15 protein-coding genes are annotated in these 15930 nt (G+C 37.9%); 4 read left to right on the top strand and 11 right to left on the bottom strand.

Going from position 1 to position 15930, the window contains the following annotated elements; translation table 11 throughout:
* Positions 1-7: 7 nt before the first annotated feature.
* The gene (locus CCK98_RS07050) at positions 8-226 is read right to left on the bottom strand and encodes a hypothetical protein (RefSeq protein WP_088085919.1); all 219 of its coding nucleotides are present in this window, start codon (positions 224-226) and stop codon (positions 8-10) included.
* Positions 227-447: 221 nt separating this feature from the next.
* Here CCK98_RS07050 and CCK98_RS07045 point away from each other — a divergent pair, with 221 nt between their 5' ends.
* The 3 genes from CCK98_RS07045 to CCK98_RS07035 all read left to right on the top strand — a co-directional run bounded on the left by CCK98_RS07045 (position 448) and on the right by CCK98_RS07035 (position 3281).
* The gene (locus CCK98_RS07045; RefSeq protein ID WP_179195731.1) at positions 448-1554 is read left to right on the top strand and encodes a metallophosphoesterase; all 1107 of its coding nucleotides are present in this window, start codon (positions 448-450) and stop codon (positions 1552-1554) included.
* 157 nt (positions 1555-1711) lie between these two features.
* Positions 1712-2992 carry an ArsB/NhaD family transporter gene (locus tag CCK98_RS07040; RefSeq protein ID WP_088085917.1) on the top strand — a complete coding sequence of 427 codons (1281 nt, stop codon included), beginning with the start codon at positions 1712-1714 and terminating at the stop codon, positions 2990-2992.
* Between the two features lie 7 nt (positions 2993-2999).
* On the top strand, positions 3000-3281 hold the full coding sequence (locus tag CCK98_RS07035; RefSeq protein ID WP_142292136.1) for a hypothetical protein: 282 nt from the start codon (positions 3000-3002) through the stop codon (positions 3279-3281).
* Positions 3282-3330: 49 nt separating this feature from the next.
* Here the strand turns inward: CCK98_RS07035 and tkt are convergent, their stop codons facing one another.
* From tkt to CCK98_RS06995, 8 genes are all read right to left on the bottom strand, one after another.
* Positions 3331-5343 carry a transketolase gene (tkt, locus tag CCK98_RS07030; RefSeq protein WP_088085915.1) on the bottom strand — a complete coding sequence of 671 codons (2013 nt, stop codon included), beginning with the start codon at positions 5341-5343 and terminating at the stop codon, positions 3331-3333.
* Between the two features lie 65 nt (positions 5344-5408).
* A complete protein-coding gene (gene larC, locus CCK98_RS07025) occupies positions 5409-5885 on the bottom strand; it encodes a nickel insertion protein (RefSeq protein ID WP_088085914.1) in 477 nt (158 codons plus the stop codon).
* A gap of 46 nt (positions 5886-5931) precedes the next feature.
* Positions 5932-6801 (bottom strand): LarC family nickel insertion protein, encoded by an 870-nt coding sequence (locus CCK98_RS07020; protein WP_088085913.1) that lies wholly within the window; start codon positions 6799-6801, stop codon positions 5932-5934.
* A complete protein-coding gene (larB, locus tag CCK98_RS07015) occupies positions 6798-7556 on the bottom strand; it encodes a nickel pincer cofactor biosynthesis protein LarB (RefSeq protein WP_088085912.1) in 759 nt (252 codons plus the stop codon). The genes CCK98_RS07020 and larB overlap by 4 nt, the downstream gene beginning before the upstream one ends.
* Positions 7557-7580: 24 nt before the next feature.
* Entirely contained in the window at positions 7581-9053 is a 1473-nt protein-coding gene (locus CCK98_RS07010) for a gluconokinase (protein WP_088085911.1), read from the bottom strand.
* Positions 9054-9204: 151 nt separating this feature from the next.
* Positions 9205-10008 carry an ATP-dependent sacrificial sulfur transferase LarE gene (larE, locus tag CCK98_RS07005; RefSeq protein WP_088085910.1) on the bottom strand — a complete coding sequence of 268 codons (804 nt, stop codon included), beginning with the start codon at positions 10006-10008 and terminating at the stop codon, positions 9205-9207.
* Between the two features lie 88 nt (positions 10009-10096).
* Positions 10097-10867 (bottom strand): SDR family oxidoreductase, encoded by a 771-nt coding sequence (locus CCK98_RS07000; RefSeq protein WP_088085909.1) that lies wholly within the window; start codon positions 10865-10867, stop codon positions 10097-10099.
* A 22-nt stretch (positions 10868-10889) separates the two neighbouring features.
* Positions 10890-12158, bottom strand: a complete 1269-nt coding sequence (locus tag CCK98_RS06995) for a lactate racemase domain-containing protein (RefSeq protein WP_088085908.1) — start codon at positions 12156-12158, stop codon at positions 10890-10892.
* A gap of 234 nt (positions 12159-12392) precedes the next feature.
* Here CCK98_RS06995 and CCK98_RS06990 point away from each other — a divergent pair, with 234 nt between their 5' ends.
* Complete coding sequence (locus CCK98_RS06990; RefSeq protein ID WP_088085907.1) at positions 12393-13574, top strand: ROK family transcriptional regulator; 1182 nt, start codon at positions 12393-12395, stop codon at positions 13572-13574.
* Positions 13575-14001: 427 nt separating this feature from the next.
* Here CCK98_RS06990 and CCK98_RS06985 read toward each other — a convergent pair whose 3' ends face one another.
* Positions 14002-14862 (bottom strand): sugar phosphate isomerase/epimerase, encoded by an 861-nt coding sequence (locus CCK98_RS06985; RefSeq protein ID WP_088085906.1) that lies wholly within the window; start codon positions 14860-14862, stop codon positions 14002-14004.
* A 2-nt stretch (positions 14863-14864) separates the two neighbouring features.
* Positions 14865-15869 carry a Gfo/Idh/MocA family protein gene (locus CCK98_RS06980; RefSeq protein ID WP_088085905.1) on the bottom strand — a complete coding sequence of 335 codons (1005 nt, stop codon included), beginning with the start codon at positions 15867-15869 and terminating at the stop codon, positions 14865-14867.
* Positions 15870-15930 lie beyond the last annotated feature (61 nt).

The raw sequence follows: 15930 nt of genomic DNA, 5'->3' as shown, positions 1-15930 counted from the left end.
TCATAGTTTATATGTTCTTAGAAAAAAGTTCATTTGGAATTTTGCTTAAAACCACATATAAGCTTACCGGTTCTTTTCCATTATTATTAAAAGACATTTCTTCTTCGCTATTGACATGAATCAAATCTGCCTTCTGTCTCTCGGTTAAGGCAAGATTAATAGCAATCTCCGTTTTCCCGCTTCCAAAATGACCGGATAGAATGGTTATCTTTATATTTGGGCTCAACTATAACGTCACTCCCTTTTTCTGAAAGTGTAAGCGTTTCTAATAAAACACTTTAGGAAAAGCCCCAAAAATAATTCTCTTTATATTATATGATAAATATAGCTCAAACCGCTTTGATCAAAGTCACATTTCACTGGAGTGTCAAAAAGAATCATAATTCTATTAGAAATATGAATACTAAGAATACCTTTTAAAGCCAGATTCTGAAGGAGGTATTCATTTTGCATAAAAAAACTTTTCTTATCCTTTTTCTTTTATGTCTTTCGCAAACTTCCTTTTTGTCGATTGCAGAAAGTACACCAAATCAACAAGGCGTAGTTGATTTACGTATCCTGGAAACAACCGATTTGCATGCGTCTTTAATCAATTATGATTATTATCAAACAAAAGCAGACAACCGAATTGGACTTGTAAAGACAGCAACACTTATCCGCACTGCAAGGAATGAAGTCCAAAATTCTTTATTGTTTGATGATGGAGACCACCTTAAAGGAAATCCCCTTGGAGAGTATTTGGCTAGAATTCGGGGAATTCATAAGGGAAAAATACATCCAGTTTATCGTGCCTTTAATTTTTTGGACTATGATGCAATTGCCATTGGTAATCACGAATTTAATTATGGACTAGATTTCTTAAATGCCGCCATAAAGGGTGCCAAGATGCCAGTCATCAATGCAAATGTTTTCTCTGTTAAAAAGAATAAACCCTATTTTACCCCCTATGTTATTTTAAAAAGGAATGTGGTTGACCAAACAGGAAGAAAACATGAACTAAAGATTGGGGTCATCTCATTTATGCCAACACAAATCATGAAATGGGATAAGGCGAATCTTGAAGGGAAGATTACTGCAAAACCGATTGTTGATACAGCGAAAGAATATATACCGATCATGAAGTCTAAAGGAGCGGATATCATTGTCGCCCTTGCCCATACAGGAATCAGCTACGAGCCATATAATGCTGAATCAGAAAATGCTGTCTATTATTTAACAAAAATCCCTGGAATTGATGCCGTGTTAGCTGGACATTCACATAGCGTCTTCCCAGGAGCTGTTTTTAAAAATTCTCCTCATACCAACATAAAAATGGGACAAATAAATGGAAAGCCTGTTGTAATGGCAGGGGCCTTTGGAAGCCGACTTGGGATTATTGATCTCAGACTCCAAAAAAGCAATGGTACGTGGAAGGTAGTAAAAGGGACATCTATAACTAGACCCGTTGCTGATGAGTCAGGAAACCCTCTTGTAAGGAAGGATAAAGGACTATATAAGTTAGTTAAACCTGAGCATCAGGAAACGGTAGATTTTATTAAAAAATTGGGGCTTTAATAAGCAAAAGATTTTCTTTACATCCAAAGTATAGTTTTATAAAATAATGTAGAATATATATTTGGTGTTTTTATTGGGGGAGTCTGTCAAACAGGCTCCTTTTTGTCATTTTTTCACTAATGTACTGGATAAAATACTGGGGAGAAGAGGTCGCTACATGTCAACACAAGCACTAATCGCAATTGGTGTATTTTTAATTACATATGCCTTTATTGTCACAGAAAAGATCCATCGCACGATCATTGCCATGACCGGCGGAATTATGATGGTATTACTAGGAATTGTTGGGCAGGAAAAGGCACTTCATCATATCGATTTTAATACACTCGGATTGCTAACCGGTATGATGATCATCGTTGCTATAACTTCTGAGACTGGTCTGTTCAAATACATAGCTATTTGGGCTGCTAAAAAAGTGAAAGGGGATCCTTTAAAAATCTTGCTGGCGCTCGGTACCATTACTGCATTGGGTTCAGCGTTTTTAGATAATGTGACAACGGTACTCTTAATGGTTCCAGTTACATTCAGTATCACAAGACAGCTTCGAGTAAATCCGATTCCCTTTTTAATTACCGAAATTATCGCATCCAATATTGGAGGAACATCCACACTGATTGGAGACCCTCCGAATATTATGCTAGGCAGCGCTGTGAAGGAACTTACCTTTATGGCATTTATTAATAATCTTACAGCCATATCATTCTTTATCCTATTCGTTAATATTGGAATATTAGCATTCATTTATCGGAAACAGCTTCGGACATCAGAAGAATTAAAAGCTAATCTTATGGACCTGGATGAAAAGGAAGAAATAACGGATAAAAAGTTATTAATCAAATCATTAATTGCCCTTTTGCTGACGATTTTGGGATTCTTCCTGCATCAACTGCTTCACATTGAATCAGCAACTGTCGCATTGGCCGGTGCCTTTCTGCTTCTTCTCTTAACAGGGGAAAAATATTTAGATAAAGCATTTTCAAAAGTAGAATGGACAACTATTTTCTTCTTTATTGGACTGTTCGTATTGGTATCAGGTTTGATAGAAACAGGGGTGATTTCGTTATTAGCAGATTACTCTGTACACCTTACCGGGGGTGATGTTACTTCTACATCGATATTAATTCTCTGGGTAAGTGCCATCGCATCTGCCTTTATTGATAATATCCCGTTTGTCGCTACAATGATTCCGATGATTAAAGATATGGGAGAATTAGGAGTAAATAATTTAGAACCACTTTGGTGGAGCCTTTCGTTAGGGGCATGTCTTGGTGGAAACGGTACATTAATTGGTGCCAGTGCCAATGTAATTGTTGCCGGGCTAGCAGCGAAGGAAGGGCATCCGATTACTTTTGGTAAATTCTTGTTAATTGCCTTCCCATTAATGATTTTATCGATCATAATCTGTACGGTTTACATTTATCTAAGATATTTAATTTAGGGGGAGTATGATGAAGGTAGATTATCGATATGATGAGCAGATTCTGGAATTAAAGGAAACAGCGAACGGCGATGATTTTGAATTTACCCTTACTTTTGTTGATAACAATTGGAAGAAAAAGGTCGGAAAAATTCGCGAGTATTTTGATGAAAATAATATCTTAACTGATATCCATTTCTATATTCACCCAAACAATAGGTTTCAAATAATCGTAAGAAAAGACTTTTATAATGAATTTTTAATACAGTTGTTTAGACAACAAATAGTAAAAGAGATTAAATGGATCTAAAAAATGGCTGCCATCAATCTGGCAGCCATTTCTATTATCGTTTAAAGTCTTAATTTTTAAGTTTCTTAAAGCATTTCACGACATTTTCAACTGTGAAACCATACTTCTCAAGTAATATACTTTCAGGCGCAGATGCCCCGAACTGATTGATGGCAATGACGCTGCCATTGTCCCCAATATATTCTCTCCATCCAATTGACGAACCCATTTCAATAGCAAGACGTGATTTAATATTTTTTGGAAGGATTGTTTCTTTATATTCAAGCGATTGTTTCTCAAAACGATCCCAGCTTGGCATACTTACAACTGATACAAAAATCCCTTCACTTTCAAGCTCTTTTTGAGCTGCCATCGCCAAGGACACTTCGGATCCTGTTGCAAGCAATAAACCGCTAGCATTGCCGTTTGCTTCTGAAACAACATATGCACCTTTTTTAACACCTTCATAAACCGTTTGTTGTGGAACCGCTAATGTCGGTAAGTCCTGACGTGTTAAAACAAGGGCTGTTGGCGTATCTGTGCTTTCCATTGCTAATCTCCAAGCGGCAACAGTCTCCTTCGCATCCGCGGGGCGAAGAATGGAAATTCCCGGCATTGCACGTAATGCTGCTAGCTGTTCAACTGGTTCATGTGTAGGTCCGTCTTCACCTACAGCGATGCTATCATGTGTAAACACATAAGTAACAGGAAGCTTCATTAAGGCAGCTAGACGAATTGCTGGACGTAAGTAATCAGAGAATACGAAGAAAGTAGAACCAAATACTTTAACGCCGCCATGAAGAGCCATCCCATTTAGTGCGGCACCCATTGCGAATTCACGCACTCCGAACCAAATATTGCGACCTGCATAGCTATCAATATAGTAATTTTTTTCTGATGTAATAAGTGTTTTGTTCGATCCTGCTAAATCAGCAGACCCCCCCATAAAATGTGGGACAACATTTGCTGCCGCATTCAGTGTTTTCCCCGATGATACGCGAGTTGCGATTTTTTCTCCTTCTATAAAAACTGGTAATGCATCATCCCAATTTGCCGGAAGCTCTCCAATGATCGCCGCTTCAAATTGCTTAGCGAGCTCTGGGTAGTTCTTCTTATAAATCGCATATAATTCATTCCATGCATTTTCTTTGAGTTGTCCATCTAGCGTAAATAACTTGAAATGTTCTTTTACTTCTTCGGGAACGAAAAATGGTTCTTCATTGTCCCAATTATATGCAGCTTTTGTTAACTTAATTTCTTCTTTTCCAAGTGGAGACCCATGGGAAGCAGACTTACCAGCTTTATTAGGAGAACCATAGCCGATCACGGTTTTAACCTCAATTAAAGTAGGGCGATTCAACTCTGCTTTTGCTTCTTGTAATGCTTTTTGAATAGCATCAGTATCATTTCCATCTTCTACACGAATCACTTGCCATCCATAGGCTTTAAATCTATCCTCCACACTTTCAGAGAAAGATAAATGCAAATCTCCGTCTAATGAAATGTCATTTGAATCATACATAACAATTAGTCTTCCAAGTTTAAGATGACCCGCCAGGGATGCTGCTTCAGCAGATACACCTTCCATTAAATCACCATCTCCACAAATACCATAAGTATAATGATTAACGATGTCATATCCCTCTTGATTGTATGTAGCTGCAAGATGTCTTTCCGCCATTGCCATCCCCACAGCCATAGCAACCCCTTGTCCTAATGGCCCTGTAGTTGCTTCTATCCCAGGAGTATGACCAAATTCAGGGTGGCCAGGAGTTCTGCTTCCCCATTGACGGAAGTTTTTCAAATCATCAATGGTTACGTCATAACCGAATAAATGTAATAAACTATATAGAAGCATTGATCCATGACCTGCTGATAAAACAAACCTGTCTCTGTTAAACCATTTAGGATTCACTGGGTTATGATTCATTTCTTTTGCCCAAAGCGTGTAAGCCATTGGGGCTGAACCCATTGGCATGCCGGGATGACCAGAGTTGGCCTTTTCGATCCCATCAATCGATAAAGTACGAATGGTATTTATTGCTAATTGATCAAGTTTTGTTCCATTAAGTAATGTTGTCATGTGCTATTACACTCCAAATCTATTAAAATTGTATACCAACCTTGTTATAGAGCAGTTTGAAAGGCTTAGTTTACATTACCCAAAGCCTTCCAAACCATTTCGTAAACCTTTTTCAAGGGAATGTTATGTAGTTGTGCAATGCTTTTGCATTCCTCAAACTCCGGAGCTCTTTGCACAACATGTCCTTCATAAATTCCTTCTTTTACTGTCACTTCACCCCACTCAGTTGTAACCTTCCTAAACATTCTTTCTAACCGGTGTACTGTTAACGGATAATAACGTATTCCTAGTGTGGTGGTTTCCTTAAAAAGGATTTCCTTCATTGTATTTATATGTTTCTGCGAGCAAAGTAATTGAAGTAATACGCCTGGTCTATTTTTTTTCATATAAATCGGAGTATAGAAGACATCATTAGCGCCAGCTTCAAACAGCAAGTCCATCACATAGCCAAGCCATTCTCCAGGAATATCATCGAGATTAACTTCCATTTTGACCATCTGATCATCAAGATGCTCATTACTGGGAGGAAGATGAGAGACCATTGAATCATTTCCTTTCTTTCATAAAAAGGATTTAAGAGCTATTTTTCTATTCCCCAATGATGACACGGAGCACATTGGGATGGTTTATAAAGGTCTTCGTTCCAGCACCATAACCAATGGATGTAACCTTCATGGATGGTATGGGGCAAAATTCTTCTGCCAGTACAGCGACAATCGCTGCCCCCGTTGGAGTAGTGAGCTCGAAACGAATGTCCGATTGTTCAATTGGTACACCTTTCAAAATTTCAAGAGTAGCCGGTGCAGGGACAGGATAAATACCATGGTCAATATGGATACGTCCAGTTCCTACTGGGATGGGTGATGACTTGATTACGTCTATTTCTAATTGATGAATTAAGATAGCAGCTCCTAAAATGTCAATAATCGAATCTACTGCCCCTACTTCATGAAAATGGACCTTTTCTAGTGGAATTCCATGGATATGTCCTTCTGCTTCACCGATTCTTTTAAAAATTTTTAAAGCCATTTCTTTCACTGGCTCAGCAAAACCAGCACTCTCAATTAATCCAACAATATCCTTATATGCACGGTGCTCATGATGATGGTGCACATGTTCGTGGCTATGACTGTGATGATGGTGATTATGATCATGGTCATGGTCATGATTGTGGTCATGATCGTGCTCATGACCGTGCTCATGGACATGTTCATGATGGTGTTCGTGATCATGGTCGTGTGTATGGTCCTGAACATTATTCAATAGCACCACGTCAAATTTGGTACTTGTAATCCCATTCTTAATTAGCTTTGTCCATTTCAACTTATATTCATCATCAATATGAAGTTTTTTTAATTCTTCTACTAACCGATTGGGATCTGCTCCGGCATCGATAAGGGCTCCAATGACCATATCTCCGCTGATACCTGAAAAACAATCAAAATAAAGTGTTTTCAATTTTTTCTGGCCCCTTTTTGTGCAAGTTGATCAATTAATACTGCGTTATATCCCCCTCCAAACCCATTATCAATATTCACGACACTAATCCCGGATGCACATGAATTTAACATGGTTAATAAGGCAGATAGTCCATTAAAATTTGCTCCATACCCAATACTTGTTGGGACTGCAATTACAGGATGTGATACAAGTCCGCCCACTACGCTTGGAAGTGCCCCTTCCATACCTGCAACTACAACGGAAACCGTGGCATTTTGAATTTCCTCAGCATGGCTTAACAGGCGATGAATTCCAGCAACACCCACATCATAGATACGATGGACCTTGCTTCCTAATACTTCAGCCGTCACTGCAGCTTCTTCTGCAACCCTTAAATCCGAGGTTCCTGCACAAATCACAGCAATATACCCTTGTGAATCCCCCTCACTCGCATAGTCCTCTTTCCAAAAAAGAATTTGTGCTTCTACTTTGTAGATAAAATCAGGGCAAGAACGTTGGACAATATCTGCCTTTTCTTTGGAAATTCGAGTGACGAGCACTTGGTTGTTTCGAGCTCGTAACACTTGAATAATTGAAACGATTTGTTCAGTCGTCTTCCCTTCACCGTACACGACCTCTGGGAAACCTTGACGTTTCTTACGATGATGGTCAACTTTAGCAAATCCCAAATTTTCAAATGTTGCTAATTGCTCTTTTGCTTCTTTAACACTTAGGGTACCTCTTTGAACCTGCTCTAAAATTTCTTCAAGCATTCGTTCTCCCCCTTAATATTCACTTCAAAAATGTTTTGTCATTCCACTTGCCAATTTTTCATAGTTCTCATATATAATTCTATATTTTTCACTATTTTCCTTAATAGGAACGATTGCTTTACCCATTGGAATATTCTTTTTAATCTCTTCAAATGAATTGACTTTACCAGTTGCCACTAAAGCTGTCCAAGCTGCTCCCCATGCTGCACTGTGATAGCTCTCCGGCACATAAATTTCCGCATCGAATACATCTGCCATCATTTGCAGCCACAATGGAGATCTGGATAAACCACCGTTAGCATATATCTTTTGATGTTTCCCAGCTAACCTCTCTAATGCTTTGCCAATTTGAAAGAGGTTAAAAGTGATTCCTTCTAGAACAGCTCGGATAAAATGTTCTCTTTTATGCGTTACAGATAATCCAAAGAAATTCCCTTTTGCCCGTTGATTCCAAATCGGCGCTCTTTCGCCATTTAAATAAGGGTGAAAGATGATTCCGTCTGCGCCAAGCGGAACCTTTTCTGCATCGGCAAGGAATTCGGAGAAGTCTCTTTGGTCGTTCAAAAGGTCTTTTAACCATTGTAAGGCAATCCCGCCATTATTTGTTGGACCTCCAATGATAGAAAAATCTTCAGTAAAGGAATAACAAAAGGTTTCTTGATTTTCACTTATCTTAACGCCTTTTGTGATTTGTCTGATGGCCCCGCTAGTTCCAACTGAAACGGCAACTTCACCAGGGAGAATCGCTCCAATTCCCAAGTTAGCCAATTGGCCATCGGCAGCACCAATCACAAAAGGAAGTTCCGGGTCAATTCCCATTTCTTCGGCAATTTGTGGATTAATCCCTGTTAATATCTCAGTTGGAGGGACAATTCTTGAAAGCTGACCATCATGAATATCCGTTAGAGATAATAATGTTTGATTCCAAGTATGTGTGGCAGGGTTAAATAAACCTGTCGCAGATGCCATCGAATAATCAATAACCCGCTGATTAAACCAGCATTGTAGTAAATACTCTTTAATCGACATAAAGTACTTTGCCTGGAGGTAGGGTTCATATTTTGTTTCTTTCATCCATAACAACTTAACGAATGGTGTCATTGGATGAACCGGTGTTCCTGTGTTTGAATAAACCTCGTTACCCATTGTTTCTATCACTGATTCTGCTTGTAGATAACTTCTTCCATCAGCCCAAATTAAGGCCGGAGATATTGGACAGCCATTCTCATCTACACAAATCAGGGAATGCATTGCAGCTGAAAACCCGATTGAAATTAATTCATTTTTCTCAATACCAGCTTTTTGGATCGCCTCTTTGATTGCTTTTACAGCTGATTGTTCAATCTCAATGGGGTCTTGTTCCACCCATCCTTGCTGTGGATAATTGAATGTGTTCATTCTCTCGGCTTCTGCGATTAATTTACCTTGTAAGTCAAATACGCATGCTTTAACACTTGTAGTTCCGATATCAAGTCCAATTACAACTTCTCTTGACATGCTTCCTCTTCCTTTTCACATAACAATAAGTAATATTGAAGTTTATAATGTTCCTTTATTGCTATTTATATTATGTTAAAATAAGAGGCTTTGGACGATCCAAAGCCATTTTTTTAATGTACATTCCTAAGACAAATAGCGGAGCAGTAAGCTATTCAGATAACACCTTATTCATGCTTCCACTCTGATATCCAATTAAATCTAAGGTGATATATTTGTAACCAAAACCTTGAAGTGCTTTCACGATCGAGTCATGATTTTCAAGAATCGCCTTCATATCATTAGGTTCTACTTCGATCCTTGCAATATCCTGATGTGTTCGGACCCGTACCTGATGGATATCAAATGATTTTAAATAAGCTTCGGCTTTTTCAACCTTCGTCAGCTTTTCTTTTGTAATATATTCACCGTAGGCAATTCTTGAAGAAAGACAAGCTAAAGATGGTTTATCCCATGTCGGCAAACTAAATTCCCGGGAAAGTTCTCTGATCTCCTGTTTAAACAGATTAGCTTCTAGGAGAGGACCGCGTATCCCCTTTTCTTTAGCGGCTTGCATACCTGGTCGAAATTCATTCATATCATCAGCAATGACTCCATAAACTACATTTTGAAATCCCTTTTCTTCCATAACTGGAATTATGTGATCAAATAAACTGCTTTTACAAAAATAGCATCGATTTTTATTGTTTTCCGCGTATCCTGGGATTGCGAGTTCAGATGTTTCAATCACTTGGTGCCTGACACCAATTTGATTTGCAAGTACTATTGCCTCTTCAAGCTCACTAGAAGGGTAGCTTTCAGAGTCTGCTGTAATGGCGAGAACATGTTCAGCACCTAATGCGTTCACAGCAGCCTTTAATAGAAATGTACTGTCCACTCCTCCTGAAAATGCTACAACCACGGATTCCATTTCTCGGAGAATAGACGTTAATTTTTCGTATTTCTCTGTTAGCATGGTCCTTTTCTCCCCCTATCCCTCATCTAATATAAAGTCAGCCATTGTTAATTTATTTATTGAGCTGTAGATTTATGTGTACCTTGGATTATATAGTCATGCTGCCAAAGCCGCCATCAACCCGGACGAGGGTTCCTGTTACGAAACTTGACGCTTTCTCAGAAGCAAGCCAAACAGTAGCACCTTGTAACTCTTCCGCCTCACCAAAACGATTCATTGGGGTATGTCGCATGATTGATTCAATGCGTTCTTTGTCTAAAATTTTTCGGTTTTGTTCTGCAGGGAAAAATCCTGGAATAATTGCATTGACACGAATCCCATTTGGAGCAAATTCACGTGCTAAAAACTGTGTAACGCTGTTAAGGCCTGCTTTTGATACGGAATAGGTAAACACTCTTGAAAGTGGTGTTGTTGAAGAAACGGATGAGATATTAATAATGCTTCCTTTTCTATCCTGCTCAATCATTTTCTTCGCAAAAATCTGGCAGGTTAACACAATTCCTTTTAAATTTATATCCATAATTTTGTCCCATTCGTCCATACCAAGTTCAAAAAATGGTGTAGCACTATTTGTACCTGGTGCATTTAAAAGAATGTCCCAGCCGCCGGACCATTGTTCAATTTCATTCGCAACGGTAATTAAAGAATCCTTTGAACTAACATCTGCAGAAAATGCCTTTGCTTCCCCGCCGTTCTCTTCAATTTCCTTGACAACTTCCTCTGCTTTTTCAAGATTACGTCCTACAATCGCAACTTTTGCCCCTTGAGAAGCCAAGCCTTTTGCCATCGCTGAACCCAATACACCATTTCCACCAATTGCGACTGCAACTTTTCCACTTAAATCAAATAAATTTGACATCATTCTTCTCCCCTTTGTTCTATTAAAATAAATTTCCATTTTCATTAAAAGGAATATCATAAAGATCTGAACTTAGTTCCATATTTGGATGCTGTTTTACATATTCAAGTAAAGGCTCAGACACTTCAATTTCACTTAACACTAATGTATTTTTAATGCGGACTAATTTGACATTTCTAAAATCTAAAATATTACATGTTTTAATAGCCGCTTGGATCGCTTGTTTATCGTTTGGTAATGTCGTAGCAATTTTTGTAGGTGCAACAACGGTTGAAGTTAAACCATTTGCATAAGTTCCTTCTTTGTCCATCTTGTCTATTAGCCGTTGTGTCGTAAAATCAGCCGTTCCTACGCCATTGGCATTACCCTCTGATTGATGTGTTACATCGAGCACCACCATTTTGTTAACCTCAGGTCCACCAGATGCATACGGTGTTGGATAACGTCCCGTAATATTCGGATCCATACCATCCCCACTAATATTTTTACCGATTTCATCAATTACAAGGACATCCAATTGATCAAAGAAAAGCTTTGGTAATAACTCTTTTGCTTGTTTTTGAAGTTCATGTTCTCTATTAATAATCTCTTCTGGAGTAAGTACATCAATAATTGCAACTTTATCAAATGCATTTTCAACTGTTGCAACTCCGAAAAGTATGGGGGTCTCTTCCATGATGATCTTTGCCATGGCTGGTACATTTTCTGCCATATATTTAAATCCCATTTGATGACAGGCTTCTGCCCCTTTTTGCTTTCCTAATCCAATGCTAATCATCTTCATAATTCCACTTTCCACTGGTCCACGAAAAGCTGTATGTGGTTTCACACGATTAATAACAACGATTCCGTCCGCTTCTGAAGCAAATTTATCCACATAAACTGGTAATCCATTCGGCAGCTCACTAATCTTTACTACATCCATTGAAGATCGAATCTCACAACCAACACTTTCTTCGTTTACACCAAGATGCGCTAAAACTTCGCGTTGACCCTCTGCAGTCGCCCCCCCGTGACTCCCCATACTTGGTACAATGAATGGTTTTGCTCCTAAATCTTTAAGAAACTTGACTGTTACTGCAGTAATTTCAACGAGGCGATCAAGTCCGCGGCTGCCAACAGCAACCGCAATTTCCATCCCAGGCTGGACTTTTTTCTGAATATGTACTTGCTGTAATTGTTCCTTCAGCGTAGTACCAAGGTCATCAATCTTTGTGTTATCAAAGTGAACTTTGACCTTTGCCATTTTAGGAACTGGAATATCTTTTAATAATTCTTGTAGGATACCCATGTTTGTATCACTCCTTTTTTTTACCTATTAAAGTTTTCCTCATTCTATTACATTCCATGTATTGATGAGGCTATAATGAAATCCCCCTGTAATCCCTTACAAAAGAAACTAAAAAAAAGTATTATTTATTAATTTGTTTACCAAACAAACTAATTACTTGTATAATATCATTATGGCTAAATTACGTCAATATTTATAAGTTATTTCCTTTTAAAAATAGCAAGGAGGTTCTTTATGCTCACAGGAGATGCAGCATTTATCAAAAAGATGAACATGTCTTTAATCTTAAGTAAAATTATTGAGCATAAATTGATATCTAGAGCGGAGCTTTCAAAAATTACAGGATTAAATAAAGCAACGATCTCTGTACAGGTATCAGATTTATTGGACAAAGAATTAATTATTGAGACACAACAGGAACACAAAAGTTTGGGGAGAAGGCCAATCATGCTCTCAGTTAACAGAGAGGCAGGTTTTGCTCTGGGAATCGACCTAGATAAAAATTCCATTACTTTTACCATATCGGATTTAATCGGTACTTCCGTTCAGACCGATATAATTGAACTTCAAGTATCTGATTATGATGTCATTCTTAAGTTATTAATAGAACAGATTACTTGTTATAAATTTAAATTTGCCCATACTCGTTACGGTCTTGTTGGAATTACCATTGGAATACATGGAATTGTGAATAAAGATGAAATGATTGATTTTGTCCCTCAACACGGTTGGCGAAACAAAACCTTAAAAAAAGACTTAGAAAATGAAATAGGAGTCAATGTTTATATCGAAAATAATGCCAACTTATGCTCCATTGCGGAAAAGGTGTATAAGCACCACCAAAGTAACAACTTATTATCTGTCAGTTTGTATTCCGGAATTGGTCTTGGATTTATTATCAATGGTGGATTATTCAAAGGATTCCACGGTTACGCTGGTGAGATTGGGCATATGATTGTCGTTCCAAATGGACTCCCCTGCCGATGCGGAAATTTGGGATGCTGGGAACAATACGCTTCCGAATTGAGTTTTATTACCCAATTTGCTGAAAATCAAAAAGAACTAGCTTTCAACCTTGAAGATTTTCAAAATCGGATCAATGAACATGACCCTGTTTTCCTCAAAGAGATAGATCGATTTATTATGTATCTATCTATTGGATTAAATAATTTAATTAACCTTTATAATCCTGAAATCTTAGTGGTAAATAGTGAAATCCTTCGTTTATATCCTAATGCAGCTGAAGAACTTAAAGCCCATCTCTCTTCTTCAATTAGCCATTATTCGGATTTGTTGATCTCAGAATTTGGCAAAAGGGCGTGTATCATGGGTGCCTGTGCTTTGACCATTCAAAACTTTTTAGAGGTTTCAGAGCTTTGTTTAACTTTGTGTGAGGAAAGCTTTCTCGATAAATAGAATAACCAAAAAGTAACTATAAGCCTTCATTCCAGAGGGCTTTTTCTTTTTCATTTGGAATGAATGAAATAGCGAGAAAATCGGCGTAATTATAAGAAATAGGTTGATGTGAACACTTTCATAATCAATGTTCCCGTTTTCATCGCGTTTGTTTCCGTTTTCAGTGAGATTGTTTAAATATTGATAATGAATGATAATAAGAGTATCAAATTACTAGGAGGAATTGTAATGAAATATTTAATTAATTTAGTAGTTAAACAAATTGAAAAAAATGGTGAATACATACCATTTCATCTATCTGAACCTGTCAGAACCAATTCACGAAAATAAAATGTGAATTGGTTTTTTTTTTGAAAAAAAGAAAGTGCCTGACACCATAGTGCCTGACACCCAATTTACTTCATATCTTTTTACGGTCGTTTTAATTTTAAAACCATTCGCCAAATCCTAGTTTTCTCAGGTGATTTGCTGAAATTTCTAGGCACACAAATGGGTCACGACCATACGTATTATCTTGTTCTACCAAGAAATATTGTGCCCCACTTTCAAGACCTGCCTCAGTAATCGCTTTGATATCAAGGTTTCCTTCCCCAAGTTCAGCAAATTCAATCGTATTCGTAAAGACTTGCATGAATTTAACCATATCCTTAAAGTCTACTTCACTTAAATCCATCTGTCCGATCCGATAATCTTTCAAGTGCAATAGAGAAATCCGACCAGCATATTTTTTAACAAACTCGATTGGATTTTCACCAGCTCTTTGAATCCAGTGAACATCTAACTCAAAACCAAGCTTAGAGGTATTATTTTTAATGATATCCAATAAATATTCACCATCATATTTTTGGAATTCAAGGTGGTGTGTATGATAATACAATTCAATTCCATACTCTGCCAATCTATGAGCCATCGCTTCAGCTTTTTCAATAAATTCCATAATTTTATCTTTATGACCCATACAAGTTAACGGCAGCATTCCAATTCGTAAAAAATTACAGTCCAATGTCTTACAATCATTAACAATTTTTTCAAAGTCATTCGTTAACGTCTCGCCAGGCGCACCAGGTAGCATGGGTTCTAAAGCAGCAGAAAGGGCAGCAATTTTGATATCAAAATCTTCACTTGCTCTTTTTAACTCCTCTACGTTTTCTGTAGTCATTGGAATTTGTGATACTTCTACAGCACCATATCCAAGCTCTCTTACTTTTCTCATTGTTTCATAGGCACCAAGTTCGTCCACTTTGCCTTTTAGCATCATCATTTGAACGCCAATTTTACCTTTTTTCATGGTTACCCCTCCATTTTTATTGTTTGTTTTGTCTCGGATGATTTTCGAATTGCATCAATCATTTGAATGGAAACTAATGCATCCTTTGCATGAACATATTCATGAGTATTTTGGGCGACGCAATTATAGAATTGGTTAATAGTTTTGAAATGGCTAGCCCCATAATAGAATTTGCTTCCAGGCAGTCTCGCATCCTCCACCAATTCTACCTTTTTACCCTCTTCTGTCACTCTCGTAAGAATGCTATCTTTGATGTTGAATTTTCCCTTTTCTAAGACTACCTCTAGCTCGACACTTGCATTTTCTGCATTGGCATTCGTAGAAAAGAATAACCCCTTTGCACCATTTTTAAACTGAATATGAGCCGACGCTGTATCTTCGACTTCAATTCCGTAGTCCAATAACTGGTCAATGGTTCCTCTTATTGCTTCAATTTCACCGCCGAGCAGCTGAAGTAAATCTAAGGTATGAAGAGCTTGGTTAATCATTACGCCGCCGCCGGCATATTCCATTTGACCCCGCCAGGGCTTAATATCATAATAAGCCTTTGGTCTAAACCAAGGTACCAAACCCTTTACTCCAGTGATCTTGCCGTATTCGCCGCTCTTAACCATTTCTTGAAGCATTTCAAAAGTTTCATTATATCGGTTTTGTAAACACACGCCGATTTTAACTTCACTGTGTTCTTCCTCAAGTTTTACAAGTGCCTGTCCCTCTTCAGTGTTCAAGCCAAGCGGCTTTTCTTGAAATACATGTACTTCCTTTTCTACACAAGCTTTTGTTACAGGGTAGTGTAAGTAGTGGGGCAGACAATTATGGACACAATCAAGGACTTCTTTTTCTAGCATCTCATGATAATCTGTATAAAAGTTTACCCCAGGTACGGTATCTTTTAATGATTCATTAATATCACAAACTGCCACTAACTCAGCATTTGGGTTAGCTTGTATAGCTGGAATATGAATTTTAGAAATATCTCCAAGTCCTATTACTGCTACTTTTAGCATCAGCCTATCCCCTTTGCAAACAAACTCATGGCATGAAGGCTATGAGTTCGTTTGAATGATA

The sequence above is a fragment of the Bacillus sp. OV166 genome, from assembly GCF_900177675.1.
Classification (GTDB): Bacteria; Bacillota; Bacilli; order Bacillales; family Cytobacillaceae; genus Neobacillus.
The sequence above is the reverse complement of the archived record's forward strand: the minus strand, read 5'-3'. Positions and strand labels throughout refer to the sequence as shown.

Excerpts from the sequence above, each read along its gene's own strand:
- CCK98_RS07040 (WP_088085917.1), top strand. The coding sequence starts at position 1,712 with ATGTCAACACAAGCACTAATCGCAATTGGTGTATTTTTAATTACATAT.
- CCK98_RS07035 (WP_142292136.1), top strand. The coding sequence starts at position 3,000 with ATGATGAAGGTAGATTATCGATATGATGAGCAGATTCTGGAATTAAAG.
- tkt (WP_088085915.1), bottom strand. The coding sequence starts at position 5,343 with ATGACAACATTACTTAATGGAACAAAACTTGATCAATTAGCAATAAAT.
- larC (WP_088085914.1), bottom strand. The coding sequence starts at position 5,885 with ATGGTCTCTCATCTTCCTCCCAGTAATGAGCATCTTGATGATCAGATG.
- larB (WP_088085912.1), bottom strand. The coding sequence starts at position 7,556 with ATGCTTGAAGAAATTTTAGAGCAGGTTCAAAGAGGTACCCTAAGTGTT.
- CCK98_RS07010 (WP_088085911.1), bottom strand. The coding sequence starts at position 9,053 with ATGTCAAGAGAAGTTGTAATTGGACTTGATATCGGAACTACAAGTGTT.
- larE (WP_088085910.1), bottom strand. The coding sequence starts at position 10,008 with ATGCTAACAGAGAAATACGAAAAATTAACGTCTATTCTCCGAGAAATG.
- CCK98_RS07000 (WP_088085909.1), bottom strand. The coding sequence starts at position 10,867 with ATGTCAAATTTATTTGATTTAAGTGGAAAAGTTGCAGTCGCAATTGGT.
- CCK98_RS06995 (WP_088085908.1), bottom strand. The coding sequence starts at position 12,158 with ATGGGTATCCTACAAGAATTATTAAAAGATATTCCAGTTCCTAAAATG.
- CCK98_RS06990 (WP_088085907.1), top strand. The coding sequence starts at position 12,393 with ATGCTCACAGGAGATGCAGCATTTATCAAAAAGATGAACATGTCTTTA.
- CCK98_RS06985 (WP_088085906.1), bottom strand. The coding sequence starts at position 14,862 with ATGAAAAAAGGTAAAATTGGCGTTCAAATGATGATGCTAAAAGGCAAA.
- CCK98_RS06980 (WP_088085905.1), bottom strand. The coding sequence starts at position 15,869 with ATGCTAAAAGTAGCAGTAATAGGACTTGGAGATATTTCTAAAATTCAT.